The sequence below is a fragment of the Streptomyces litmocidini genome (assembly GCF_014649755.1).
Classification (GTDB): domain Bacteria; phylum Actinomycetota; class Actinomycetes; order Streptomycetales; family Streptomycetaceae; genus Streptomyces; species Streptomyces litmocidini.
In genome coordinates, this window is sequence record NZ_BMTQ01000007.1 from 255,026 (window position 1) to 280,078 (window position 25,053).

The 25,053-nt window shown below is 72.5% G+C and carries 21 protein-coding genes and 3 pseudogenes; 12 read left to right on the plus strand and 12 right to left on the minus strand.

Annotation, left to right across the window (positions count from 1 at the left end; translation table 11 throughout):
• The 4 genes and pseudogenes from IE180_RS18050 to IE180_RS18060 all read right to left on the minus strand — a co-directional run bounded on the left by IE180_RS18050 (position 1) and on the right by IE180_RS18060 (position 1,988).
• The gene (locus tag IE180_RS18050) at positions 1 to 456 is read right to left on the minus strand and encodes an Hsp20/alpha crystallin family protein (RefSeq protein ID WP_190157906.1); all 456 of its coding nucleotides are present in this window, start codon (positions 454 to 456) and stop codon (positions 1 to 3) included.
• Between the two features lie 313 nt (positions 457 to 769).
• Positions 770 to 880: pseudogene (locus tag IE180_RS36475) on the minus strand (CBS domain-containing protein); the annotation flags it as partial.
• A complete protein-coding gene (locus IE180_RS36480; protein ID WP_229860566.1) occupies positions 877 to 1,086 on the minus strand; it encodes a hypothetical protein in 210 nt (69 codons plus the stop codon). The pseudogene IE180_RS36475 and the gene IE180_RS36480, both read right to left, overlap by 4 nt.
• Positions 1,083 to 1,988, minus strand: a complete 906-nt coding sequence (locus tag IE180_RS18060) for a universal stress protein (RefSeq protein ID WP_190157907.1) — start codon at positions 1,986 to 1,988, stop codon at positions 1,083 to 1,085. The genes IE180_RS36480 and IE180_RS18060 overlap by 4 nt, the downstream gene beginning before the upstream one ends.
• A gap of 234 nt (positions 1,989 to 2,222) precedes the next feature.
• Here IE180_RS18060 and IE180_RS36485 point away from each other — a divergent pair, with 234 nt between their 5' ends.
• Entirely contained in the window at positions 2,223 to 2,414 is a 192-nt protein-coding gene (locus IE180_RS36485; RefSeq protein WP_373302793.1) for a universal stress protein, read from the plus strand.
• 171 nt (positions 2,415 to 2,585) lie between these two features.
• Here IE180_RS36485 and IE180_RS18070 read toward each other — a convergent pair whose 3' ends face one another.
• Together IE180_RS18070 and IE180_RS18075 are read right to left on the minus strand one after the other, a co-directional pair.
• Positions 2,586 to 3,311: a helix-turn-helix domain-containing protein gene (locus IE180_RS18070; RefSeq protein ID WP_190157909.1), complete on the minus strand. Its 726-nt coding sequence runs from the start codon at positions 3,309 to 3,311 to the stop codon at positions 2,586 to 2,588.
• Positions 3,311 to 4,210, minus strand: a complete 900-nt coding sequence (locus IE180_RS18075; protein ID WP_190157910.1) for a universal stress protein — start codon at positions 4,208 to 4,210, stop codon at positions 3,311 to 3,313. Before IE180_RS18075 ends, IE180_RS18070 begins: the two co-directional genes overlap by 1 nt.
• A gap of 574 nt (positions 4,211 to 4,784) precedes the next feature.
• Between IE180_RS18075 and IE180_RS18080 the strand changes: the two genes are divergently transcribed.
• Together IE180_RS18080 and IE180_RS18085 are read left to right on the plus strand one after the other, a co-directional pair.
• A complete protein-coding gene (locus IE180_RS18080) occupies positions 4,785 to 5,465 on the plus strand; it encodes a CBS domain-containing protein (RefSeq protein ID WP_190157911.1) in 681 nt (226 codons plus the stop codon).
• Positions 5,462 to 6,316, plus strand: a complete 855-nt coding sequence (locus tag IE180_RS18085) for a universal stress protein (protein ID WP_190157912.1) — start codon at positions 5,462 to 5,464, stop codon at positions 6,314 to 6,316. Before IE180_RS18080 ends, IE180_RS18085 begins: the two co-directional genes overlap by 4 nt.
• 329 nt (positions 6,317 to 6,645) lie before the next feature.
• On the opposite strand, the gene IE180_RS18090 is transcribed toward IE180_RS18085, so the two are convergent.
• On the minus strand, positions 6,646 to 6,912 hold the full coding sequence (locus tag IE180_RS18090) for an SHOCT domain-containing protein (protein WP_190157989.1): 267 nt from the start codon (positions 6,910 to 6,912) through the stop codon (positions 6,646 to 6,648).
• Between the two features lie 293 nt (positions 6,913 to 7,205).
• Between IE180_RS18090 and IE180_RS18095 the strand changes: the two genes are divergently transcribed.
• Both IE180_RS18095 and IE180_RS18100 read left to right on the plus strand, forming a co-directional pair.
• Positions 7,206 to 7,943 (plus strand): ABC transporter ATP-binding protein, encoded by a 738-nt coding sequence (locus IE180_RS18095; protein WP_190157913.1) that lies wholly within the window; start codon positions 7,206 to 7,208, stop codon positions 7,941 to 7,943.
• 2 nt (positions 7,944 to 7,945) lie between these two features.
• Entirely contained in the window at positions 7,946 to 10,882 is a 2,937-nt protein-coding gene (locus tag IE180_RS18100; protein WP_190157914.1) for an FtsX-like permease family protein, read from the plus strand.
• A gap of 29 nt (positions 10,883 to 10,911) precedes the next feature.
• Here the strand turns inward: IE180_RS18100 and IE180_RS18105 are convergent, their stop codons facing one another.
• The gene (locus IE180_RS18105) at positions 10,912 to 12,432 is read right to left on the minus strand and encodes a sensor histidine kinase (RefSeq protein ID WP_190157915.1); all 1,521 of its coding nucleotides are present in this window, start codon (positions 12,430 to 12,432) and stop codon (positions 10,912 to 10,914) included.
• Positions 12,429 to 13,166 carry a response regulator transcription factor gene (locus tag IE180_RS18110; RefSeq protein ID WP_308434412.1) on the minus strand — a complete coding sequence of 246 codons (738 nt, stop codon included), beginning with the start codon at positions 13,164 to 13,166 and terminating at the stop codon, positions 12,429 to 12,431. The genes IE180_RS18105 and IE180_RS18110 overlap by 4 nt, the downstream gene beginning before the upstream one ends.
• Before the next feature lie 230 nt (positions 13,167 to 13,396).
• Here IE180_RS18110 and IE180_RS18115 point away from each other — a divergent pair, with 230 nt between their 5' ends.
• Genes IE180_RS18115 through IE180_RS18125 form a run of 3 tightly spaced genes read left to right on the plus strand, consistent with a single transcriptional unit; the run spans position 13,397 to position 16,031 of the window.
• On the plus strand, positions 13,397 to 14,767 hold the full coding sequence (locus IE180_RS18115; RefSeq protein WP_190157916.1) for a ferredoxin reductase family protein: 1,371 nt from the start codon (positions 13,397 to 13,399) through the stop codon (positions 14,765 to 14,767).
• 54 nt (positions 14,768 to 14,821) lie between these two features.
• On the plus strand, positions 14,822 to 15,244 hold the full coding sequence (locus IE180_RS18120; RefSeq protein ID WP_190157917.1) for an FMN-binding protein: 423 nt from the start codon (positions 14,822 to 14,824) through the stop codon (positions 15,242 to 15,244).
• Complete coding sequence (locus IE180_RS18125) at positions 15,237 to 16,031, plus strand: FAD:protein FMN transferase (RefSeq protein ID WP_229860568.1); 795 nt, start codon at positions 15,237 to 15,239, stop codon at positions 16,029 to 16,031. The genes IE180_RS18120 and IE180_RS18125 overlap by 8 nt, the downstream gene beginning before the upstream one ends.
• Before the next feature lie 203 nt (positions 16,032 to 16,234).
• Here the strand turns inward: IE180_RS18125 and IE180_RS18130 are convergent, their stop codons facing one another.
• Entirely contained in the window at positions 16,235 to 16,450 is a 216-nt protein-coding gene (locus IE180_RS18130) for a hypothetical protein (RefSeq protein WP_190157918.1), read from the minus strand.
• Positions 16,451 to 16,928: 478 nt separating this feature from the next.
• On the opposite strand from IE180_RS18130, the gene IE180_RS18135 reads away from it, so the two are divergent.
• The 3 genes and pseudogenes from IE180_RS18135 (at position 16,929) to IE180_RS18145 (ending at position 21,463) form a co-directional block, all read left to right on the plus strand.
• Positions 16,929 to 18,536, plus strand: a complete 1,608-nt coding sequence (locus IE180_RS18135; protein ID WP_190157919.1) for an alpha/beta fold hydrolase — start codon at positions 16,929 to 16,931, stop codon at positions 18,534 to 18,536.
• Entirely contained in the window at positions 18,529 to 20,160 is a 1,632-nt protein-coding gene (locus IE180_RS18140; protein ID WP_190157920.1) for a serine hydrolase domain-containing protein, read from the plus strand. The genes IE180_RS18135 and IE180_RS18140 overlap by 8 nt, the downstream gene beginning before the upstream one ends.
• A gap of 552 nt (positions 20,161 to 20,712) precedes the next feature.
• Positions 20,713 to 21,463, plus strand: a pseudogene (locus IE180_RS18145) (transposase).
• A 298-nt stretch (positions 21,464 to 21,761) separates the two neighbouring features.
• Here IE180_RS18145 and IE180_RS18150 read toward each other — a convergent pair.
• Positions 21,762 to 22,781: a hypothetical protein gene (locus tag IE180_RS18150; protein WP_190157921.1), complete on the minus strand. Its 1,020-nt coding sequence runs from the start codon at positions 22,779 to 22,781 to the stop codon at positions 21,762 to 21,764.
• Between the two features lie 3 nt (positions 22,782 to 22,784).
• Positions 22,785 to 22,954: pseudogene (locus tag IE180_RS18155) on the minus strand (IS5/IS1182 family transposase); the annotation flags it as partial.
• Positions 22,955 to 24,044: 1,090 nt separating this feature from the next.
• On the opposite strand from IE180_RS18155, the gene dhaK reads away from it, so the two are divergent.
• The gene (gene dhaK, locus IE180_RS18160; protein ID WP_190157922.1) at positions 24,045 to 25,037 is read left to right on the plus strand and encodes a dihydroxyacetone kinase subunit DhaK; all 993 of its coding nucleotides are present in this window, start codon (positions 24,045 to 24,047) and stop codon (positions 25,035 to 25,037) included.
• The last annotated feature ends 16 nt before the right edge of the window (positions 25,038 to 25,053 follow it).

Genomic DNA, 25,053 nt, shown 5'->3' on the forward strand with positions numbered 1-25,053 from the left:
TCACGATGTGGATCCTTCGGGCGGGGTGCCTCCCCGCTTCACCGGGATGCTGCGTGCGGCGCCGCTCTTCTCCTCGGGCATGGGGACGCGGATGGTGAGGATGCCGTCCGCGTACGACGCCTCGACGTCGTCGGCGGGGATCGTGGCCGGGAGGCGTACGGTCCGGCGGAACGATCCGTAGCGGAACTCCGAGTGCTCCTTGTCCTCCTCGCTCTCACTGTGCTCCGCGCTCACCGTGATCAGGTTGTCGTCGACGGTGATGGTGAGGTCGTCCGGGTCCATCCCGGGCAGTTCGGCCCGCAGCACGTACCCGCCGGCGTCGCTGGACACCTCCACGGGAATGGAGTGGGCGGCCGTCGCGGGTCGCCAGCCGGGCAGCCCCGGAAACTCCCGGTTGAACCAGTCGTTGAAGTCGGGGAAGAGGCTGTGCCTGCGTTCCACCTTGCCTCCGGCCATTGTTCTGCTCCTCGTTCCGGGGCCCAGGGCGGTCGCGGTGGGCCCGACTGGGTGCGGACGGACGGTGGACCGGGTTGCGAAGCCGGTCCGGCTCCGTGCCCCCATCGTCCGTCCGCCGGGTCACGTGGCGCAGCGTCCAAGGGGGCCGTCCGACGGGGCCGAACGGGCCGTACCCGGGCCGACCGGCCCATGGCGCCACGGCTTCGGTGCCGTCGGCGGCAGACCTCTTCGACGAAGTGGCCCACCTTTTCTCCGGCAGGCGCTTCGCCACGTCCGCCTCGCTGATCACGCCGACCGGGCGGTGGTCGTCGGTCACGGGTACGCGGCGGATGCGGTGGTCCTGCGTGGTGCGGAGCACCTGCTCGCCGTCGGCGTCCGCGTCGACCGTGACGGGCTTGCCCCGGGCGAGGAGGCCGGCCGTCATGTGGTGGGGTCCTTGCCCTGGGCGAGGCACTTCACCACGATGTCCCGGTCGGTGACGATGCCGTGGAGCACGGAGCGCCAGTCCTCTTCGTACGGCCTCGTCGGCTTCGTACGGCCTCGTCGGCTTCGTACGGCCTCGTCGGCGGCCCGGACGGGAGCGGGGACCGGCTGCTCGCGGGGGTCGACTCCGAGCAGCACCTCGTTCATGTCTCCTCGACCCTGGTGGCGAAGGCGGGCGGGACGATCTCCACCGGGCAGTCCGCGTGGTGGATCAGGACGTGGGCGACGCGCCCCAGGGACGGACCCGCGCCCAGGACGCGGTGTTCCCTGCCCATCACCAGCAGATCGGTGTGGGCCGTCGCCTCCACCAGGATCCCCGGCGTGCTCGTGCCCGTCTCGACGTGATGGCTGACGTCGAGCCCGGGGTAGAAGTCGCGCACGCGGTCGGCGAGCGCCTTGATCTCGTGCACGCGCTGCCGCGCGATGTCGTCCAGGTCGTCCAGCATGGTCGCGACGCTGCCGATGTGGGTGAACACGTTCCAGACGCTCACCAGTCGCAACGTCGCCTTGCGGGCCTCCGCCTCGGCAGCCGCGACGAGCAGCCAGCCGACGTCCGAGGCGCCGTGCACGGCCGCCGTCACCGAGCCCGACCCGGGACGGTCGCCGTCACCGCGGACGACGATCGCGGGCGTCTCGGCGCGGGCCGCCACCCCCAGGCCGACGGAGCCGAGCATGAGGGTCGAGAAACCGCCGAGCCCCCGGTTGCCCACCACGATCGTGCCCGCGCGGCCGGCGGCCGCCCGGAGACCGGCCACGGGCTCCTGGCGGCTGAGCTCCTTCGTGACGGCGAGGTCGGGAAAGCGCTCCTGGACCGCGCTCACGGTCTCGATCAGCAGGTCGCGGCCCCTTTCGCGTACCGCCTGGATCGCCTCGGCATCGGCGAAGAGGGCCCGACGGGTGGTGTCGTCGGCATGGACGAGGTGCAGGGTCCGCCCCCGCCGGTCCGCCTCGGCGGCGGCCCAGAGCACGGCGGTGCGCGCGGAGGGAGACCCGTCGACTCCCACGACGACGTTGCCGAGTTCCGGTCGAGCGGGGATCTCACTGGTCATGGTGCCTCCTCCGGGATGCGCCCGGCGCTCGGGAGCACGTCCCGAGGGGTGACGCCTCCCACGCTGGCACCGTGGCGGCCCTCCCGGGGATGGGCCGTTCGGCCCCGATCGAGACCTGCCCGGCCCTGCTGCCGGGAGGCCTGGACCACCGGCCTGAAATGCGGGGTGTCCTCTCCCGTTCGGACCACGCGCGGGACAGAGCGGACACGACCGGGGCGGAAGCGGTACGCGGACGTGGACGCGACGGCCACGGCGGTGGGGCTCGGCCCGCCCGCGTACCAACCGGTCGAGGCGTCACGGGACGCGCGGCTCGTCGTCGTCGGACGCCGGAGCCGGAGAGTCCCCCTCGGCGCGCGTCTCGGCCATGTCGCCCACGCGGTCATCCACCACGGCCCCGCGCCGGTCGCCGTCGTCCCCTTGACGTGAGCGACCGGCGGCGACTCCGTCGTCGGCCGCGCACCGGACGTGCTCCAGGGGCTGCGACCGAGGAGAGGGGCCGGGCGGTGCGGGTCCTCTCCTCGGTCCACGGACGGTTCAGGGGCCGGGGCGCACCCGGCAGGGCAGGACCCGGACGCGTACGCGTCCGGGTCTCGGGGATCAGCGACGGGACGGCCCTTGGCCTGCGGTTCCGGGCGGCGTGCCGGGCGCGCCCGGCACGCGGATGCGGCGCCCGGTCACCCGGCGTGGTGAGAGCGTCACCACGGTGTCCCGCCCGTCCCCGGCCCACGGCTCCGAGTGGACGGCGTCCCTGATCCTCCGTACCGAGGCCTCGTCCGACACCGTTCGTGCCGGGCCGACGAGGAGCACGCTCCAGCCCTGGCTGAAGGCCTCGTCCAGGCGGTCCTCCTCGAAGGCGACTTCCGCACCGGACGCCGCGCTGCGCGCGAGGGACGAATCCGGGGCGGTCATGAAGACGATCTCCCGGTCGACGACCTGGTAGTTCACGGGGACCACCGTGAGCCCGTCCCCTCCTTCGACGGCGACCCGGCCGACGCCGTGGCCGTCGAGCAGCTCCCAGCACTCCGCCTCGTCGATCTCCTCCATCCGTGCCCGGTGACCGGCACGGGATCCCCCCGGCGCGAGGTCCGCCGTGGATCCGGTGAGATCCTGGACGGTGGTGTCCAGCGCGTTCGCGAGCCGGACCAGGAATTCGATCCCCGGGGTGGGCATCTGCTCCTCCACGTAGGCGAGGTAGCCGGGCGTGGAGCCCGCCCGTTCGGCCACGTCCTCCCGGGACAGGCCGAGTTGTGCGCGCCTGGCCGCGACGCGGCGGCCGAGGTCGCTCGTGGCACGCGGGGCGTGCCGGTCGTCGCTCGTGTTCATCACGGCTGTCCTTCCGTGCTCGTGGAATGCCGCTGGGGTACGACGGCGACCGGGCACGTGGCGTGGTGCAGGACGCGGTGAGCGACCCTGCCGAGCTCCAGACCGACGAGCCCGTCCCGGCGCCGGGCCCCGACGACCAGCAGGTCGGCGGCCGCGGAGCGCTCGGTCAGCACCCTGTGCGCAGGACCCTCGATCGTGGTCCTGCGCAGGCGCACCCGGGGATGCCCGGACGCCGCGGCCTCCAGGGCCTTGTCGAGCAGTCCGGAGGACCGTTCCGCAAGGCGGATCCCTCCGTCGCCGCTCAGCAGCGGGTGGTCGACCGGTTCGTGGGCCGGCCGTCGCCAGGTGTGGACGACGTCGAGCTCCGCGTCCCGGGCCGCCGCCTCGCGGAAGGCGAAACGCACGGCGGGCGAGTCCACGTCGTGCTCTCCGACGCCGAGCAGCACGCGTCCGTGGCGTGCCTCCAGGGCGTGCCGGTCCCCCCTCACGACGACGACCGGGCAGTGGGCCCGAGCGGCCACGACGAGGCCGACGGAGCCGAGCAGGAGGTCGGCGAACTCTCCGCGCCCACGGGATCCGACGACGAGGAGCGCTCCTTCCTGCCCCTCCCTGAGCAGCGCGGTGGCCGCGTCCTCGGCCAGGACCTCCGTGGTGAGGGGGAGGTCGGGTGCGCGGCGCCGGACGCGTTCGGCCGCGGTGCCGACGATGTCCTCGGCGAGGACCTGGGCCGAGGGCCGGTCCGTGGACTCGGCCGGCACGACTCCTTCGTACCGTTCCCACAGCGAGGCATGGACGATCCGCAGGGGAAGCCCGTGCCGTACGGCTTCGTCGACCGCCCAGTCCAGGGCCGTGAGACTGGCGTCGGACCCGTCGACCCCCGTCACCAGAGGCGATTCCATCGTGCCCACCCGCCTTTCCGCGTCATGTGGTGGCCTGCTGCCACGCTCGCACCGGGCCGGGGGGCCGGATAGGGCCGGTCGGTCCCGGTGGTGGCCCGCCCGGGGCACAGGGGGAGGCGACGGCGCGGCAGCACGGGAGGAGAGGCCCGTGCGCTTCTCCCGGATCCTGATCGCGCGGTGCGTGGCCCGAAGCCGCTTCCGGCGCTCCCGTTTTCCACCACGCGTCCCGGTCGGCCGCCGGCCAGAGGGCCGACCGTCCCGGAAGGGGACCGTTCGGCACTGCCCGAGGGGCGGCTCCGCGCAGCAGGATGAGGTCCACGAGGGCCGCCGCGTCCTGCGGAGGAGGACCGTCATGCAGCACCGTACGGTTTTCGAGGTGATGACCCACGACGTGGTCACCGCCACCCCACCGACCCCGTTCAAGCCGATCGATCGAGTACGCCTACGACGACCTGGCGCTCGGCGTGGAGCCACCGCGATGAGCGCCCTGCGGATGGCGCCGGTCAGTCCCGACGACGACAGCGCGTGGGCCACGTGCTCCTGGCGACACGTTCACGCGGGGAAGGAGAGGACGATGCGGCACCGGAGGATCGACAAGCTGATGACCCGTGAGGTGGTGAGCGTCCACGGCGACGCACCGTTCAAGGAGATCGTCCAGGTGCTGTCGCGGCACCGGGTCACCGCGCTGCCGGTGGTCGACGGGGAGAACCGGGTGGTCGGAGTCGTGTCGGAGGGCGATCTGATGCGGAAGACGGCCGACCGGGCCGCCGCTCCGGGAGACGTGCCGTGCGTGCCGGGGCTCGAGGCGTGGGAGCGCGCGAAGGCCGAGGGGACGCGCGCGGAGGAGCTGATGTCCGCGCCCGCCGTGTGCGCCCGCCCCGACTGGACCGTGGCGGAGGCGGCACGGCTGATGGAGGTCCAGGGGATCAAGCGGCTCGTCGTCGTCGACGACGAGGACCGGCTGGTGGGCATCGTGAGCCGCCGTGACCTGCTGGGCATCTTCCTGCGCCGGGACGACGACATCCGCCGGGAGATCGTCGAGGACGTGCTCGGTGGCACTCTGCGTCTCGACCCGGCCTCGCTCACGGTCGACGTGCGGGACGGGCGGGTCGACCTCACCGGGAAGCTGCGGTTCCGCGGGATGATCCCGGCGGTCGAGCGCATGTGCGCGATGGTCGACGGAGTGGTCTCGGTCTCCTCGACCCGTCTCACCTACGACATCGACGACACCGAAGAAGGAGGTGGGCGATCATGACACAGGGCGTCGTGGTCGGCCTGGACGGCACGGACCAGGCGGACGCCGCCGCGCAGTGGGCGGCGGAGGAGGCGGTGCTGCGCGGCACCGGAGTGCGCCTGGTGCACGTGAAGGAGATGTCGCCGGAGGCCCTGCTGCCGTTCGCGGCACGGGAGCCCGACGAGCCGTGGGCGGAGGATCTGCTCGCCCGCACGGCGGCCGGGCTGCGCGAACGCCACCCGGACCTGTCGGTGACCACCAGGCTGTTGCCGTCGGAGCCCGTGGCGAGCCTGGTCGCCGCGGCCGAGGAGGGCGACCTGCTCGTCCTCGGCTCGCGCGCCCTGGGCGGCACGGCCGGATACCTCGTCGGCTCGGTCGGGATGACGGTCGCCGGCCTCGTCGACCGGCCCGTCGTCCTCGTACGGGCCCTCGGCGCATCGGCTTCCCGGGGGCCCGTCGTGGTCGGCGTGGACCTGCGGCAACCCGTGGACACGGTCCTGGGATTCGCCTTCGAGGAGGCGGCACGGCGTCTCGCCCCGGTGCAGGTCGTCTACGCGCAGCGGCTTCCTGTCTACGGGACGCTCGGCCCTTCCATGGTCCCGGACGTCCGGCCCGCCGTCGCCCCCGAGATCCAGCGATCGCTCGACGACCTCCTCGAACCCTGGCGGGCGAAGTTCCCCGACCTGGCGGTGACCGGGCGTGTGGCGCTCGGCTCGGCCGGCCAGGAGTTGGTGCACGCCGCCGAGGACACGGCGCTCGTGGTCGTCGGCCGTCACGCCCGGGGGTCGGCGCTGGGCACGCACATCGGCAGCGTGGCCCACGCGGTGCTGCACCACAGTCGCTCGCCGGTCGCCCTCGTGCCCCACGACTGACCTCGGAGCCGACCGACCGTCGGACGCCGTGGCCCTGTACCCCGGACACGAGGTCACGGCGTCGGCGTGCGACGCCCGCGCCCCGGGCCCTTCGGCGGCAGCCGCTCCGGCGCGGCCGGCGACGGCCCCCGCGCCCTCCGCGTCGAGCGGTCGGCTCGGGGGAGCACGTCGGGGCGTCGGCCCGGCTCCCCGGTCGCCCGCTCGGTCACGTCGGTCACGCTCCCCGGTCGCCCGCTCGGTCACATCGGTCACGCTCCCCGGTCGCCCGCTCGGTCACATCGGTCACGCTCCCCGGTCGCCGGGCACGCCCGCGCCCGCGTCCCGGCCGGTCACGGGCTTCCCGATTCCGCGTCACGCAGGGCTGACAGACGTCGGCGGTACTCCTCCTCGTCGATCTCACCACGCGCCAGCCGCTCGCCCAGGATCTGCTCGGCCGACGCGGTCGGACCGGAGCGCCGAGGCCGTTCCGCAGCGCGGTCCAGCGAGCGGAAGAGCATCACCGCGCCGGTGATGAGGAGCCCCCAGAACAGCACCGTCCCGGCCGACATGGCGAACCAGCCCCATCCGTTCATGCCGTTGCCGTACCAGAACATCATCGCCACTCACACTCCCGAGGGCGGGCCGCCAGGAGCCGGACACTCCCGCACGCCGCCCGTGCCCGTCACGTCCACCGTGCCCGGCGCAGGACGGCCCCGTACAGGGCCGACCGGCCCCCGGCCCGGGACCGGACGGTCACGGCAGGTCCCGACGTCACCCGCACCACCGAGGCGCGCAGGCCCGTCGGCCGGACGCCGGCCCGGCCCCCTGATTCCGTGTGGGGCCGTTCGGCCCACCGGCGGGGCCTGAGTGGCCGTAGCCGTCGGTCGTTCCCGGGTCTCGTATGGGAGACATGAACAGCGACCAGCCCCTCCTCGTCGCCACCGGTGTCCGCAAGGTCTACCGGACCGGGTCCGTGGCGGTCGTCGCCCTGGACGACCTGAACCTCGCGGTGCGCCACGGGGAGCTCGTGGGCGTCATGGGGCCGTCCGGGTCCGGAAAGACCACCTTGCTGAACTGCCTCTCCGGGCTCGACGGCATCGACGGCGGCCGGGTGGAGGTCGACGGCCACGACCTGTTCGCGATGTCGGACGCGGCGCGCACGGAGCACCGGGCCCGCACGATGGGCTTCGTCTTCCAGGCGTTCAACCTCATTCCGGTCTTCTCGGCCGTGGAGAACGTGGAACTCCCCCTGCTGCTCGTGGGCACCCGCCCGCGCGAGGCACGGCGCAGGGCCCTGGACATGCTCGACCGCGTCGGCCTGGGGCACCGGGTCGAGCACCGGCCGAGCGAGATGTCCGGTGGTGAGCAGCAGCGGGTGACCATCGCCCGCGCCCTCGCCGGCCGGCCGGCCGTCGTCTGGGCGGACGAACCGACGGGCAACCTCGACAGCGCGATGGCCGACCAGGTCATGGACCTGCTGTGCGAGCTCAACCAGGACGAGGGCCAGACGATCGTCCTGGTCACTCATGACAGCGCCATCGGCGCACGCGTCCCCCGGCTGATCCGGATGCGCGACGGGCGACTGGTCGAGGACGTCCACCAGGCCGTCACCACCCCGGTGGCGATCCGTGACCTCCCCCTGGGCTGACCATGTACCCGAACCTCCTCGTCCCGCTGCTCATCGCCCTCGCGCTCGCCCTGGCGGCCCTGGCGCTGGTGGCCGTCCGGCAGCCGGTGTCACGACGGCTGGCCTTCCGGCAGGTCGCCCGGCGGCGCACCGAGGCCGCGCTGGTGATCGGCGGGTCGATGCTCGGAACGGCCATCGTCATCGGGGCCCTGGTCGTCGGCGACACCTTGAACTTCTCCGTGCGGCAGGAGGCGTACCGCACTCTGGGACCGGTGGACGAGCGCGTCGTCGCACCCCCCGGACCGACCGGGCGCGCCGTCACCGGACGGCTGGCCGCCCTGGCCGACGATCCGGACGTCGACGGAGTTCTGAACGCCCGGGCCACGCAGGCGTCGGCCGTCAGCGGTGCCGGTGACCGCACGGCCGCCGAGCCGCGCGTCCTGGCCTGGGAGGTGAACTTCGCCGAGGCGTCGCGCTTCGGCGCGGCGGGGGGTGACTCCGGTCTCGGCGGACCGGACCCGAAGCCCGGCCGGGTCGTGGTCAACGAACCGCTGGCCCGGTCCCTGGGCGTGGGAGCCGGGGATCCGGTCACGGTGTACCTGTTCGGGGCACCGCGCTCCTACCGCGTGGACCGCGTGGTGCCGGAGCGGGGCCTGGCCGGTGTGGGCCTGGGCGGCAGGCTGAACCGCGATGTGTTCCTGCCGCCGAAGGCCCTGGACTCCGCCGCCCGGGCCGCCGGAACGGAGCCGCGCTCGGTCACCTTCGTGTCCAACCGCGGAGGCGTCGAGGGCGGCGACGCCCTGACCGACCGGGTGACGGCCGACATCCGGCAGGCCCTGGGGCCGCTCGCGGAGCAGGCGGCGGTCGACACGCCGAAGCACACCGTCCTGCGGGACGCGAAACAGGCCGGGGACTCCCTCGGAGCCCTGTTCCTCATGATCGGCAGCTTCAGCATCATCGCGGGCGCGCTGCTCCTGGTGAACATCTTCGTGATGCTCGGCGAGGAGCGGAAGTCCCAGATGGGGATGGTGCGGGCCGTCGGGATGAAGCGCTCGCGCCTCGTCGGGTCCTTCACCCTCGAAGGGGCGACGTACGCGTTGCTGTCCGCGCTGCCGGGCGCGGCCGTCGGGGTCGCCGTCGGCTGGGGCGTCGCCGTGGTGGCGGCGCAGATCTTCCAGGGCTGGTCGGTCGGCGGAAGCAGCATCCGCATCGCGTTCGCGGTCACGCCCACCAGCGTCCTCAACGGACTGGCCATGGGCCTGCTCATCGCCTTCGCCGCGATCCTCGCGACCAGCGTCCGCATCAGCAGGTTCAACATCATCGCCGCGATCCGCGACCTCCCCGCGACGCCCGGGCAGGGCCCGCGCCGCCGACTGCTCGCGGTCTCCAGCACCCTGGCCGTCCTGTGCGCGTTCGTGGCCGTCCCGGCCGTGGCGCGCAGCCAGCCCGACGCGACGTACCTCATGCCGGCGCTCGCCCTCGTCTTCGCCGTTCCGGCGCTGCTGCGCGTCCTTCCCCGGCACACGGTCACCACCCTGGTCGCCGGATCCGTGCTCATCTGGACGCTCCTCGCGCCCGTCATACGCCCCCGGATCTTCGACACGCCGTCGATGTCCGTGTACGTCATCCAGGGCGCCCTGGCCGCCTTCTCCGCCGTGGTGCTCGTCAGCGACAACCAGAAGACGCTGCTCCGCCCCGTACGCCGGCTCCTCCAGCGCCCGACGGAAGGCGGCCTCGCGGCGCGGCTCGCGGTCGCGTACCCCTTGGCCAAGAGATTCAGGACCGGCGCGACGCTGGTGATGTACACCCTGATCGTGTTCGTCCTCGTGCTCCTGACGGAGATCTCGGGCATCCTCCGCGCCGGCGTCGACGGCGTCGTCGCCGACGCCACCGCCGGCTACTCCCTGCGGCTCGACTACAACCCCGAGGTCGCGGGCGATCGGCTCGTCTCCGATCTGCGCGGCGGCCCGTCGGCCGCCGGCGTCTCCGCCGTCACGCCCCTGCTCAACGCCACCGGGCGGGCCACCGATCCGGGTGGCCGCAGCCCCCGGCCGCTGGACACCGCCGTCGTCGGCGTGCCCGACGGGGCGATCACCGGCATCACGTTCCGGGAGCGGCTGCCCGGCCTGGCCGACGACCCCGCGGTGTGGCGGGCCCTCGCCTCCGACCCCCGCTACGTCGTTCTCGACGGCTTCTTCGGCAGCACCGGCGGCCCGGCGGGCGACTCCTACGACCCCGGGGACACCCTCAGCCTGACGGACCCCCGGACGGGCCGCAGCGAGCAGAAGACCATCGCCGGCGTGCTCAGCAACGGGAGGGTCTTCTACCCCGGCACCGGCGCCAGTTCGACCACCTACCCCGTCGTGATGGGCGAGCGGGCGACGCGCGAACTGTTCGGCACCCAGGCCCAGAACGCCTCCGCATTGGTGAGGACCAGCCCCGGCACCTCTCCCGACGCGCTGGCGACCCGGCTGCAGGGCGAGCAGCTCTCGTCCAGCCTGGTCGCCACGCCCATCGAGTCGGACATCCGCCGCCAGTTCGACTCCAGCACCGCCTTCTTCCGCCTCATGCAGGGCTTCCTCGTCCTGGGCCTCGGCGTGGGCATCACCGGCCTCGGCGTCGTCATGGTCCGAGCCGTACGCGAACGCCGACGCACCATCGGCATCCTGCGGGCCCTCGGATTCCGGGCGCGGACCGTCCGACGGTCCTTCCTGTGGGAGAGCACCTTCGTCGCCGTGGAGGGAATCGTGCTCGGTTCGCTGCTCGGTGTGCTGACCACCTGGCTCATGTACAGCAACAGCGCCGCGTTCGAGGGCCTCGAAGGAGGATTCCCGGTCGAGTGGACCAGCATCTGCGGCCTGGCCGCGGCCACCTTCGTCGCCTCGCTCCTGGCCACGATCGGGCCGGCCCGGCGCGCGGCCGCCATCCGCCCGGCCCTCGCGGTCCGCGTCACCGAATGACGAGCGGCTCGGTTCCACCAGGCCACGGGTCAGGACGTCCGGGCTTCGCCGCTGTCACCACCGGAGGCGCCGTCGTCGTCGCGCCGCGTCGGCAGCCTCAGGGTGAAGCATGTGTGGCCGGGGCGGCTGGTGACCGTCGCCCGGCCGTCGTGGGCACGGGTCACGGCGTCCACGATGGCAAGGCCCAGCCCGGTCGAGCCGCTCGCCCGGGAGCGCGAGGAGTCGCCCCGGGTGAACCGGTGGAAGACACCGGGCAGCAACTCGGCCGGAATGCCGGGGCCGTCGTCCGTGACGGTGAGGGTCACCCCCTCCGCGTCGGCGGCGAGGCCGACGGTGACTCGGGTACCGGGCGGGGTGTGCCCGCCGGCGTTCGCGAGCAGGTTGCCGAGGACCTGGTGGAGGCGGTCGCCGTCGCCGGTGACGTGGACGGGCTCCTCGGGAAGGTCCAGCTCCCACCGGTGCCCGGGGTGCCGGGCGGTCGCGTCCGCCACGGTGTCGAGAACCACCCGGGTCAGGTCCACGGCGTCCCGGCGCAGGCTGCGTCCCGCGTCCAGCCGGGCCAGCAGCAGCAGTTCGTCCACCAGGAGGCCCATGCGGCGGGACTCGGCGTCGATGCGTTCGAGCGCGTGCCGGACCTCGTCGGGCAGAGTGTCCCCGTGATGGCGCAGGGCGAGTTCGGCGCGGGCCCGCACCGTGGCGACGGGGGTGCGCAGCTCGTGTCCGGCGTCGGCGGCGAAGGTGCGCAGCCGTTCCTCGACGACGTGGCGGCGGTCCAGGGCGTCACCGACATGGCCGAGCATCCGGTTGAACGCGCCGGTGAGTCGGCCCGCCTCGGTGTCCGGCCGGGTGCCGGGCAGCGGTGGCGGCATGGCGACCTGCCCCGCGGCGAGCGGAAGCCGGGTCACCTCGTCGGCGGTCGCGGCCAGGCGTTCGAGGGGACGCAGGGAGAGCCGGGTCCAGGCCGCGGTGGTCACCCCGGCCGCGGTGAGGACGATCGCGAACACGACCGCCTCCACGGCCGCGAGCCGCTCCACCGTCTCCTCGACGGGGTGCAGGGACAGTCCCGACAGCAGGACGTCGCCGTCGTCCCCGCTCCAGGCGGCGACGCGGTACGTCCCGAGGGACGCGAGGCGCAGGGTGCGGGGCCGGGCGTCCGCGGGCACGGCGGCGAGCGCCCGCGCGTCGTCGGCGGTCAACGGCACCCTGACGTCGCCGGCGCCGCGTACCACGGCGGCCTGTGCGATCCGGCCCCGCAGCAGCCGGGCCCCGAGCGTCCCGTCCGCCTGTCCCCGGGTGTCGCCCCGGCCGTCGGCGTCGGGCCGGTCCTCGTGTTCGAGGCTGACGGCGAACCGGCCGCCGCTCGCGACGATCTGCTGGTCGAGACGGTTGACCAGGAAGCTGCGCAGGGCGAGTACGGTGACCACGCCGACGACGGCGCAGGCGAGGGCGAGGAGCACGACGAGCCCGGTGGTCAGCCGGGCGCGAAGGGAGTGCGGCAGGCGGGGGCGGAAGCGCCGCCCACGGGCACGTGCCGGGCGCCGCGGGGTCATCGGCGCTCGGGGCGCAGCACGTAGCCGACACCGCGCACGGTGTGGATGAGCGGCGGGCGACCGGCGTCGATCTTCTTGCGGAGGTAGCTGATGTAGAGCTCGACGACATGGGCGCGGCCGCCGAAGTCGTACCGCCATACGTGGTCCAGGATCTGCCGTTTGGACAGCACGCGGTGCGGGTTGCGCAGGAGGTAGCGCAGCAACTCGAACTCGGTGCGGGAGAGGTCGACGGGGACGCCGCCGCGGGCGACCTCGTGGCCCTCCTCGTCCATGACGAGGTCGGCGAGGACCAGACGGGGCCCACCGCCCTGTGTGGCCTCCGCGAGCCCGGCCCTGCGCAGCAGCCCCCGGAGCCGGGCCAGTACCTCTTCGAGGCTGAACGGCTTGGTGACGTAGTCGTCGGCGCCGGCCGTGATCCCGGCGATCCGGTCCTCGACGGCGTCGCGCGCGGTGAGGAAGAGGACGCACAGGGCGGGACGGGCCGCGCGCAGCCGGGCCAGCACGTGCGGGCCGTCGTGGTCCGGCAGCATCCAGTCGAGGACCACCGCGTCCGGCCCGAAGTCCTCGGCGACCGCGGTCGCCTCGGCGGCCGTTCCCGCGGTGCGCACCTCCCAGCCCTCGGTGCGCAGGGCTGCGGCCAGCACCTCGGTGAGGTCCTGCTCGTCGTCGACGACCAGCACCCTGGGCCGGGTGCCGTCGGGGCGGCGCACCTCGGTACGCGGCGATGGGTTCATGGTCCTTCCAGGATGCCGGACGGCGCGGGGCCGGAGATCCGTTCCACCTCTGAGTTTCCTCTGAACGGATCCTCGCCGCCCGCCCGTGCCCCGCCCGGCCCGGCACCGGTCCGGGGCCGGCGGACCGCTCCGTACGGGGTCCGGTTCAGAGGCTTCTCACAGGATCACGGACCACAGTGGACGAGGCCCCGGCGCCCTGCCGGGCCACGGGCCCGAAGGCGAGGAAGCGCATGAGCACGGAAGTCGCACGGGCGGTGCGGCCGGGTGGCCGGCGTCGTGCCGGTCGCGCCGCCGCCGGGTCCGCGGCCGTCGCGGCGCTCTCGGTCCAGGCGGCGATCTGGGCCGGGGCCGCGGCGGTGCTCGCCCTGTGGTGGGTGGACACCGCCTCGGTGGTGGGTCCTGCGGGCTGGTTCACCGGCGCGGGCCGGATCACCGGTCTGCTCGCGGGATACGCCTGCGCGGTGCTGGTCGTCCTCATGGCACGGGTGCCGTTCCTGGACCGCACGGTGGGCACCGACCGGATGACGCGCTGGCACGCGGCGGCGGGTCGCTCCACCATCGGGCTGACACTGGCCCACACGGTGCTGATCGTCGAAGGCTACGCGCTCACCGGCCGGACGGATCCGGTCACCGAGGGAGCCCGGGTGGTCCTGCACTACCCGGACATGCTCAAGGCCACGGCGGCGCTGCTGCTCCTGCTGCTCACCGCGGTGGTCTCGGCACGTGCCGCGCGCCGCCGGTTGAGCCACGAGACCTGGTACTACCTGCACCTCCTCACGTACGCGGCGGTCTTCCTCGCCTTCGGACACCAGATCGCGAACGGCGCGGACTTCGACCGGCCGGCCGTGCGGGCCGGCTGGTACGTGCTGTACGTGGGGGCCGCGGCGCTGATCGTCTGGTTCCGGATGCTCGCGCCGCTGCGGCTTTCGCGGCGGCACGCACTGCGGGTCGCGGGCGTCCGGCGGGAAGCCCCGGACGTGGTGTCGGTGCTGGTCGTCGGCGAGCGCATGGACGAGCTCACCGTCCGACCCGGGCAGTTCTTCCGCTGGCGGTTCCTGGCGCCGGGGCTGTGGTGGACCGCGTCGCCGTACTCGGTGTCCGCCGTCCCCGACGGACGCGGCCTGCGCATCACCGTGAAGGCGCTGGGCGGCCACAGCTCGGCACTCGCCACGGTCCGCTCCGGCACCCGGGTCTGGGCCGAGGGCCCGTACGGAGCCCTCACCCCGGACCGAGCGGCGGGGCGGCCCGCGCTGCTGCTCGCGGCCGGGGTGGGCATCACCCCCCTGCGGGTGCTGTTCGAGACGCTGCCGAAGGACCCGGTGCTGATCCACTGGGCGCGACGGCCCGAGGACCTGGTGCTCCGCCACGAGATCGACGCGATCGCGGCCCACCGAGGCGCACGCGCCCACTACTCCGTGAGCCACCCGGCGGGTTACCACCTGCCGCTGGACGCCGTCACGTTGCGCGGCCTCGTCCCGGACGTGGCGGGGCGCGCCTGCTTCCTGTGCGGGCCGCCCGGCTGGACCGCGGCGGCAGAGACGGCGCTGCGCGAGGCGGGGGTGCCCGCCCACCGGATCCACCACGAGTCGTTCGCGTGGTGAACCCGCCGGATCGACCCGCAACACTCCCCTGATCACCGGCCCCGAGGAGGCCCCATGCGCCGTCTTCTGCTCTCCACCGCGGTCACCGTGGCCGGAGTCTGCTCCCTGCTGGCCCTGAAACCGCACCAGCCGGCCGTCGCCTCGGCGGGTGCCGCGCCGACACAGCCCGGTTCCGTCGGCACGACGGCGGGGGCCTCGGCGTCCGGCACGTACACGGGGGACGTCGTCGACACCCGGTACGGACCGGTGCAGGTACGGGTCACGATCACCGACGGCCGGCTGACCGACGTCACCGCGGTCCGGACCCCGTCGGAGAACGAACGCGACCGGGAGATCGCCGGCTACGCGGTGCCGACGCTCACCGGCGAAGCCCTGACCGCGCAGAGCGCGCACATCGACACGGTATCGGGTGCCACCTACACGAGCGAGGGCTACATCCGGTCCCTGCAAAGCGCTCTGGACCAGGCCCGTGGATGACCGGGCCGCGGCGGGGACGGCCTCCTGGCGGCATGCCGAACCGGTGATGGGCACCGTGGTCTCCTTCGCCCTCCGCCACCGGCGGACGCCGGAGCTGCGGACCGCGCTGGGCAAGGCCGTGGCGCTGCTGCACGAGGTCGACCGGGAGTTCTCCCCGTTCCTGCCGGACAGCGCCGTGAGCCGATTGCGGCGGGGCGAGACGGGCCGGGCGGACACCACCCCCGCCGTACGGCGCGTGCTGGAGCTGTGCGACCTCGCGCACGGCCGTACCCGGGGTGCCTTCGACGCCTGGGCGGACGGCCGGCCCGATCCGTGCGGTCTGGTGAAGGGCTGGGCCGCCGAACGGGCCTGGCGGGTGCTGTGGGAGGCGGGCGCCACCGACGCGTGCGTGAACGCGGGCGGCGACGTGCGGGTCGGCGGCGCACCGGGGCCCGCGGGCGCCTGGCGCATCGGGATCGCCGACCCCCGGGCGCCGGGGCGGCTGCTGGCGGTGGTGGCGGGCCGGGACCTCGCGGTCGCCACCTCGGGCACGACCGAGCGCGGCGCGCACGTCATCGACCCGCGCACCCGGATCCCGGCGACCGGGCTGCTGGGGGCGACCGTGACGGGCCCGGAACTGCTGTGGGCCGACGTCTACGCGACGGCGGCGGTGGTACTGGGGGCTCGCGAGGCCCATCGGTGGATCACCGCCCTGCCGGGGTACGCCCTCCTCACCGTCGCCGCGGACGGCGAGGTGCGGGCGTCCTCGGATTTCCCCTTCGCCCCGCTCGAACAGGAGCCGGGGTGATGAGGTGCGTAGGCGTCGCAAGCAGATGACGCCGCAGGCGAGTCGGGGCGGGCCGAGGTGGAGGTCCGCCCCGGTCCGGTCCCGCAGCCGCCGCCAGGCCGTCGCCCCGCTGCAGCCGGTCCGCCCGGCCGGCACGTCTCTCCGACCCACGTTCGTGCGCGGCACGTAGACGATGCCCCGCAGGGCCGCACGGTCCTCCGCCGTCAGGAGTCCGGGATGCCGATGGCGCCGCCGGGCGTCGACCGTCCGGCCCAGCCCTCCGCCACGTCACCGAGGGGGTGGAGCTCCTGGTCGCTCTCGCCCCCGCCCTGACCGGCGCCGTGCGAACCGCGTCGACGACGGCGCGTCCGATCCTGGACGGCACGCTCCTGCCCCTCAACCGCGTCACCACGAACCAGCCGTTCCACTCGGACAGGCACAAGAATCACGGAAGGGACGTACGGGCCATCGCCCGGCCCCCTTCGGTCGACTGCCGTGGTTCTCCCGCGCGTACCGACGGCGGCGTGCATGACCCCTTTGGGCCTGCTGCGGTGCAGGGCACGAATCGGCTTTGCAGTATGGCGTCTGACGACCCCGACCCCGTGTGACGAGCCGAGCGGTCTCCCCGTGTGCCCACCGGCACCGCCTTGGAAGGACGACATGTCCATACGCAATCGCGGCACTGTCGCCGCAGCCGCCACGTTCCTGGCCGGTTTGACGATACTCAGCGCGGTTCCGGCCCACGGCGCGCCCGGCCCGGTCGCGATCCGCCAGAAACCGGCAGCGGGAAAGGACGTCCCCCTTCGGGTGAGCCGGCCGCAGTCCGGCCTGTCGCCGGGACGACCTGCCGGTGAGGCGGGGCCCGCAGAGGCGAAGGCCGACCTGCGCACCGTCGCCTCCGGCGACACGTTGTGGGGCATGGCCCAGCAAGCCCTCGGGGACGCCACGGGGTGGGGCCGCGTCTACGATCTCAACCGGCGGACCATCGAGCGCGAGGCCCTGCGGCACGGACACTCCTCCAGCGACCGGGGCCACTGGATCTTTCCGGGCACCGTGCTCGCCCTGCCCCAGCCCTCTGCGGCGCGGACGCTGCCGACCTCGCGGTTCGTGCCCGCTTCCTGCCCGACCACGTACGGAGAGCTGAAGGACACCCGCTGCGGCTTCCTCGTCGTTCCGGAGAACCGGGCCCGCCCGTCGTCGCGCACGCTTCGCCTGGCCGTTGCGCGCGTCCGCTCCTCGTCCCCGAGGCCGCACGCCGATCCGATCGTGTTCTTCACCGGCGGGCCCGGTGCGGACGGCCTGGCCGACATCGCGGGACTGACCGAGGCGGGGCTGAACCGCGACCGTGATCTGATCGTCCTGTCGCAGCGCGGGACCTACTCGTCCGAGCGGCCGCTGACGTGCCCGGAGATCGACCGGTTCTACGGCGAGCGCGTCCGTCTCCGTTACGACGCGCCGTCCACCGGAGACCGTTACGCCCGGGCGGCGGCCCGGTGCCGTGACCGGCTGACGGCCCAGGGAATCGACCTGGCCGCCTACAACACCGGCGAGAACGCCGCCGACGTGGCGGATCTGCGCAGGGCCCTGGGAATCCGGGAGTGGAACGTCCTGTCTCATTCCTACGGCACGCAACTGGCGCTGGTCTACCTGCGCATGTTCCCCGAAGGCATCCGCTCGGTGACGATCGACGGCGTCGTACCACCGTCCGTGGCGACGCCCGGGTGGACGTGGAGCAGCATGAGGGAATCGTTCGACAACATCGTGAGCGCCTGCGCGGCGCAGCCCTCCTGCCGGCAGCGCCACCCGGACATCGGCGCCACCTATCTGCGCATGGTGCGTCAGCTGGAGGCTCACCCGGTCACCACGTACGTGACGGTGCCCCAGGTCGGACGGGTGAAGGTGGTCCTCGACGGCGGAGCACTGCTGAACTGGATGGTGCGTGCCAGCCACGCTCCCGAGACCTTCGCGGTGGGCGTGGACGAGCTGGCCCACGGTCACCCCGAGCGCATCGCCCGGCAATGGGCGTCCGCCTGGCTTCCGGGCTCGCAGGGGAAGTTCGCCCACGGGTTCTCGCTGAGCGTGTGGTGCAGTGAGTGGGTTCCGTTCGAGACCCCCCAGGAGCAGCTCGCCAAGGGCCGGCAGGCCTTCCCCGAGCTCCCCCGCTCGGTCCTGGCCCAGGCGCCCCAGCTGCCGTTCCTGCGCCAGGCGTGTCAGGCATGGAACGTCCCGAAGGCACCCGACTCCGTGCGTGAGGTCACTCGGAGCAGCATTCCCACGCTTGCCGTCTCCGGGAGCTTCGACGCGCAGACGGGGGCGCAGTGGGGACGCTACGCGGCCCGGACGCTCTCCCGCTCCACGGTGGTGACGCTGGCCGGTGTCGCCCACGGCGCGTACGACACGCCGTGCGGGTCGAAGGTGATCACCTCCTTCTTCGACGACCCCGAGCACCCCGACACCCACTGCGTGAACACCGTGGAACCGCCGCCGCTCGCCGTCGACAGCGAGGGAGCCGACACCGATGGATGAGGACCTGCTGCCGGTCGGCTCCGGCACTCCGCGCTCCGCTGCATCGCCCGGACGCACAGGGGGCCCGCGGTGGTCCCGCCGCGGCTTTCTGAGCGCCGCGGCCGCCGCCGGCTGCGCGACCGTCCCGCTGGGAACGCCGGCGGCCGGAGCCCCGCGATCCGCTCCCCAGGGGGGTGACACGGGCGGCACCGGGGACCATCTGTTCAGCGCCCTCGACGCCAAGATCGAGGAGGCCATGCGGACGTACGCGATTCCCGGCGCGGCTGTGGGTGTGCTTCTGGACGGCCAGGAGTACGTCAAGGGTTACGGCGTCACCAATGTCGACCATCCGGTTCCGGTCGACGGTGACACCGTCTTCCGGATCGGGTCGACCACCAAGACCTTCACCGGTACGACGCTGATGCGGCTGGTCGAACGGGGCGAGGTCGAGCTGGACGCCCCGGTACGCCGCTACCTCCCCGACTTCGCCGTGGCCGACCCGTTCGCCTCGGCCCAGGTCACCGTGCGCCAGCTGCTCAACCACAGCGCCGGATGGCTCGGCGACGACTACCAGGACTTCGGTCCCGGCGACGACGCGCTGGCCCGCTTCGTGGCGTCCATGGCGCGCCTTCCTCAACTGACCGATCCGGGAAAGGTGTTCGCCTACAACAACGCGGCACTGTGTGTGGCCGGCCGGATCATCGAGGGGGTGACGGGCAAGACCTACGAGACGGCCGTGCGTGAACTGGTCATCGATCCGCTCGGCCTCGACCACACCCGCTTCTCCAGCGACGAGATCGTGGGCTTCACCGTCGCGGCGTCGCACAACGTCGTCGACGGCGAAGCCGTGCTGGAACCGTCCTTCTGGCCCCAGCCACGCAGCCTCGCACCGACCGGCGGTCTGATCTCCAGCGTGCGCGACCAGCTGAGCTGGGCCCGCTTCCACCTCGGAGACGGTACGGCCCCCGACGGCACACCCGTGCTGAGCCGGCAATCGCTGCGTCAGATGCGCTCCACACCCGGGCCCGGCGGCACGCTGGTCGTGGAGCTCGACGGCATGGGAGTCACCTGGATGCTGCGCCCGACCGCCCAGGGGAGCCGGATCGTGCAGCACGGCGGGACCTGGCCGGGCCAGATCTCAGGCTTCATGATGGTTCCCAGCCGCGACTTCGCACTGACGCTGCTGACCAACTCGGAAGGCGGCACGCGGCTCAGGGACGAGCTGTTCACCGACGACTGGGCTCTCAGCCGGTACGCCGGTGTGACCAACCTGCCGGCCACCGCCATGACCTTGCGCGGCCAGGAACTCGCTCCCTACGAGGGCCGTTACATGGCCCAGCGGATCAACGACGAGGGCGCCATGGAGGACGTCGTCACCGAACTGACCCGGCACGACGGGCGGCTGCACGGTACCCAGACGGCCCACGGCCCGGCCGACCAGGACGAAGCCGCCTCCGAGGAGGAGGACTCGGTCCAGGACCGGACGACAGAGCTGGGAGCCGCCTTCTACCAGCAGGACTTCGCCCTCGACCTCGACGCCGAGGGCAGACCGATCGGCACCCGCTCCGACTTTGTGCGCGGACCCGACGGGAAGGTGCTCTGGTGGCGCAATCACGGAAGGCTGTACCGCCACCAGACACAGTGACGACCCGGGGACCGACGACCGGTGACGGCTGGTGGGTCAGGGCCACGAGACGTTGAGCGGCAGATCTCGGGGGAAGACGGCCATGGCCCGACCATCGGCAGGAAGTGCGGTTGCCATCGGTGCGGAGCCGAGGTTCCGGGCGGCGGCTCGAGACGCTCCATCCCGGATCACTGGCCTGCGGTTTCCATCGACAAGCGCCGCGGAGGGAAACTCAGGACGATCCTCCTTCCGCGCTGTCAAGCTTGTTCGCTTCTCCAGTGCAGCAAGCTCGCAGCGCCATCCCATATGACCAGACGGAGGAGATCCGGATCCGCCCGGCGGGTCGGCCGACACGGCCGGCCCGCCGGTCACGTTTCACCCTGGCTCAGACGGCGACAAGTCGGTCCGGCTGGAACTCCGCATCAGCGGTCGGAGTGAGCACCAGTGAGCTCTTTCAGAGTGGCCACTGATGGAGTGACCCAGGCCGAGTCAGCATGAGGACCGCAACGCACAGGGCTCCCGCGCCGTTGAGGGAGGTGTTCGAAGTCTCAACCCATCGGCACAGGAGCCCTGTTGGTTCCCCATCCTGCCGCGCTCGACCTGCCTCATGCTCTGGTCGAGTGGGTATCCATGCCTCATCGTCACCCGTGAGGGTGACCGCCGCTGCAAGCTGCCGCTCCATCAGCGTGCCCTCGTGGGCCTGGTCTACCTCCGCCGGCACGACCCGCTCGCGCAGATCGCCGCAGGCTTCGGCATATCCGTCGGCACCGCCCACGCTTACGTCCAGGCCGTCGTCCAGCACCTGTCCGGCCGGGCACCGGGCCTCCTGCGGGTCCTGCGCGAGGACGATCCGGACTACGTCCTGCTCGACGGGACGCTCGCCGAGTGCGACCGCGTCGGCGACAGCCGGGCGGACTTCTCCCAGAAGCACCGCCGCCATGGCGTGAACGTGCAAGTCGTGGCCGATCCGACGGGCGAGCTGCTGTGGATCTCACCCGCGCTGCCCGGCCGCACCCACGGCCTGACCGCCGCCCGCACCCACCGCATCATCCGGATCTGCGAACGCCAGGGCGTCCCCGTCCTCGCCGACCGCCCCTACATCGGGGCCGGCCCCTGGGTGACCACACCGATCAGACGCCTCCCAAACCGGGACCTCAGCACGACCCAGCAGACGATCAACCAAGCCCTGTCAGCGGCGCGAGCACCGGTCGAACGAAGCATCGCAAGGCTGAAGTCCTGGCGCATCTTCCGCAAAGCCCGCTGCAGCCCCAACCTCATGACCGCCATCGCCGCAGCCATCCTCACCCTGGAGCGTCAACGCTGAAAATGCCCTGTGAGCGCCGGGGAAACCCGGACCTCGTCGCCCGTGCCTGTCAGGACGTCGACCGCAGGGACACCACCGACGTCACACGGCCACCTGGTAGCGCACTCGCCTCCACCCAGCGCACCGTCGGCCGCGCTCTCACCCAGACCGGGGTGTCCGTCGAGCACGGCACGGTTCCCTTGCAGTCCTCGTGGATCTTCCACGGAGCCCGCATCCAGCGCCTACCGCGCGACCGTCATTGCCAACGCCGCCTTCGCTCCGAGCGAGACAACACCGAGAACGCTCCCTTATGGGGCGGTCAGGCTCGCTGAATGCCACTGGTGTCGTAGAGGATCCCGCGAGGACCGTTCTGGATCTGGACTTCCAGGGCGTTTCCCCACCGGGACAGAGCGAGGTACCAGACCCCGGGTTCAAGAACGGCGGGCGCACCGATGTCCACGCTGAGCCGACGTGACGTCGGCACAGCAAACCAGAAGGGGTTCGACGAACCCGAAGACAGCTCAGGGAGCGGGCTGGTCGTCTCCGCGTCTTCAGATGCCGCAGGACGCGGCGCCGACGGCGCGGGGTACACGCGGGGCGTCATAGTGTCTTCGAGCGCCTCAGCACTTGGATACGGGTATACGTGAGGCATCGGAGATGCCGGCTGCCCGGGGTAGGCCTGACCCCCGCCGAAAATCTCAGGTGTGGCGGAGCCCCGGAGATGGACCGCCTGCGTGTGCATCAACAGGTTGAGGTCAGCTGCTGCTCTTTCGACGAGGTCAGCGAGTTCCGACGGAGACCTGTCGAGCGACTGGCCGGCTTCCTTCTGCAGGAGCACCCTCCTGATCAGGGTGCTGGTCTCCGTGAGGGAGGTACGGGCACTCGCCAGGGGCCGGGTGTCGACGAGTTCGGCTTCGGTGGCGACCATCCGGAAGAAGCCGGTGTTCACTTCAGTCAGCAGTTCGCGAAGCGTGGTGTCGAAGAGGCTGATGTCGATCGGCCGGCCGGCCTCCAGATCCTGGATGACATGTCCCAGAAAGAGTGCGCAGGACCTGGAGGCCGTGCGTGCGGCCGCCGTCGTTTCAAGTGCTTGCGTCCTGGTCTGCGCCTGCCGGTCCAGAAATTCCTTCCGCTCGGCCGATCTCCGGCCGGAGCGTTGGACGAGCGCAGCCCCGAGCGCGGTGATGGCAGCGCCTCCGAGCGCGCCCACTACTCCGACGATCACCTCTAAGGCGGCCACTCGGACATCTTGAATGACATGCCCGACGCTCACAAGAGGGGCTGGGGAAAACAGCGTTGCCCCCTCCAGGACGAGGACGGCTTCGGCGATGACGGTCATGCGCTAGGGGCTGATGCGGGAACTGCGGAAGATCCGCCAGGACTTCAGCCGTGCCATCGCGCGCTCGACCGGAGCCCTGGCCCGGGTGAGGGCTCGGTTGACGGTGCTCCGGGTCGGGGGAGCTATACGCCCGGTGGCCGTCTGAGGCCGGTGGTGACCCAAGGGCCGGCACCCGGTCTGTCGCCGACCTCACCCTCACAGCTTCCTTCACCCGATCGGTGTCACGCTGAAAACGCTCAGTGACTGCACCCGGTATCAGCCCTCCGGAATATCCATCCGGATGACATCCGAATCGTCGACGCCACTCCCCTCCGTCGCAGAATCGAGGAGTACGTACTTCCCTCCGAGAGAAATACTGACCCGGCTGCCCGTTCGCCTTGAAACGGAAGCCGACTCGTGAAGGCATCGATCCGTCCACGATCTTCGCTGACCCGCTCGCGCATTACACAGCGGAGCGACCGCTTATGCCACACAATGGACTTTCGATACAATCCTTGGTCTTTCCAACAGGATGACGTTGCCGCTACGGGTACCGTTCCGCAACCCGCCGCAGCCGTGCGGGAGGACCCCCGCCCTGCCGCGCGGGGGTGCCACGTCCCGGGAGCCGTCCCGTGGACATCCCCCGATCACACCGCACGCCCGTGCGGTGGCCCGCGAACGCCGGCGCTCTGCACGCCCGACCAGCACGGAAGACGTATCTCCCGCTCGCACGTCAGGCCCTGGGCGAAGGACGAGGGCGCCCCGGTGTGCAGCGAGGCGTTCCTGACCGCGTCCGGCGACACCATCCGCGAGCGGGGGGACGAATGCGGATGACCCGGACGACGGCTGCGTGAAGAACTGGCAGGGGACCCAGGAGGACCCGATGAAGGGCCTGCTGAACGCCATGAGCCGCAACCCGGATGATGCCGACCGCGAGCGGCATCGGGGGCCGGAGTTTCGGCTCGTCGGCCAGTGGAGCCCGCTGGCGAACAGGGGGCCGTGCCCCCGTGCGCAGCCGCCCACGAGCCGCGCATCCGTCAGATCTGCGTGACCTTCGCAGCCGCAAGGTCGATACTGCCCCCAGGGGCCGGCCGGACCTGCCCCCATCGACGAGGATCCGCGCCTGACCAACCGTCACCGAAGGCGGCATCCACTCAGCATCAGTACCGACAGAACCCGCCGCCGACCGCCACGGACCACCAAGGTCATTTTTTACACGAACTGCCGATGACCTGCGAAAACACAGGTCCCGAGCCCATCTACTAGCCTCTCGAGGAGACCCCTTTGAAGATGCTGATCAACGTTCCGGAGACCGTCGTCGCCGACGCCCTGCGGGGGATGGCCGCGGCGCATCCCGAGCTGACCGTGGACGTGGAGCGGCGCGTGGTGATGCGGCGGGACGCGCCCGTGGCGGGGCAGGTGGCGCTGGTGTCCGGCGGCGGGTCCGGGCACGAGCCGCTGCACGGCGGTTTCGTGGGCCCCGGCATGCTGGCCGCCGCCTGTCCGGGCGAGGTGTTCACCTCGCCCGTGCCCGATCAGATGGTGCGGGCCGCCGCCGCGGTCGACAGCGGTGCCGGGGTGCTGTTCGTCGTCAAGAACTACACCGGCGACGTGCTGAACTTCGAGATGGCCGCGGAGCTCGCCGAGGACGAGGGCATCCAGGTCGCCAAGGTCCTCGTCGACGACGACGTGGCGGTGACGGACAGTCTGTACACGGCGGGCCGGCGCGGCACCGGCGGCACGCTGTTCGTGGAGAAGATCGCGGGCGCGGCCGCCGAGGAGGGCGCCCCGCTGGAGCGGGTGGAGTCGATCGCCCGCCGGGTGAACGAGCGGTGCCGGTCCTTCGGGGTGGCCCTGAGCGCCTGTACGACCCCCGCCAAGGGCAGCCCGACCTTCGACCTCCCGGAGGGGGAGCTGGAGTTGGGGATCGGCATCCACGGCGAGCCCGGCCGGGAACGGCGGCCCATGATGACCTCGCGGGAGATCGCGGACTTCGCCGTCGACGCCGTCGTGGAGGACCTGCGCCCGTCCGGGCCGGTCATCGCCCTGGTGAACGGGATGGGCGCGACGCCTCTCCTGGAGTTGTACGGGTTCAACGCCGAGGTGCAGCGGGTGCTCGCCGAGCGGAAGGTCCCGGTGGCCCGGACACTGGTCGGGAACTACGTGACCTCGCTCGACATGGCGGGATGCTCGGTGACCCTGTGCGAGGTCGACGAGGAGCTGCTGCGGCTGTGGGACGCGCCGGTGCGGACGCCCGCGCTGCGCTGGGGCCGGTGACCGGGATGGGAAGGGG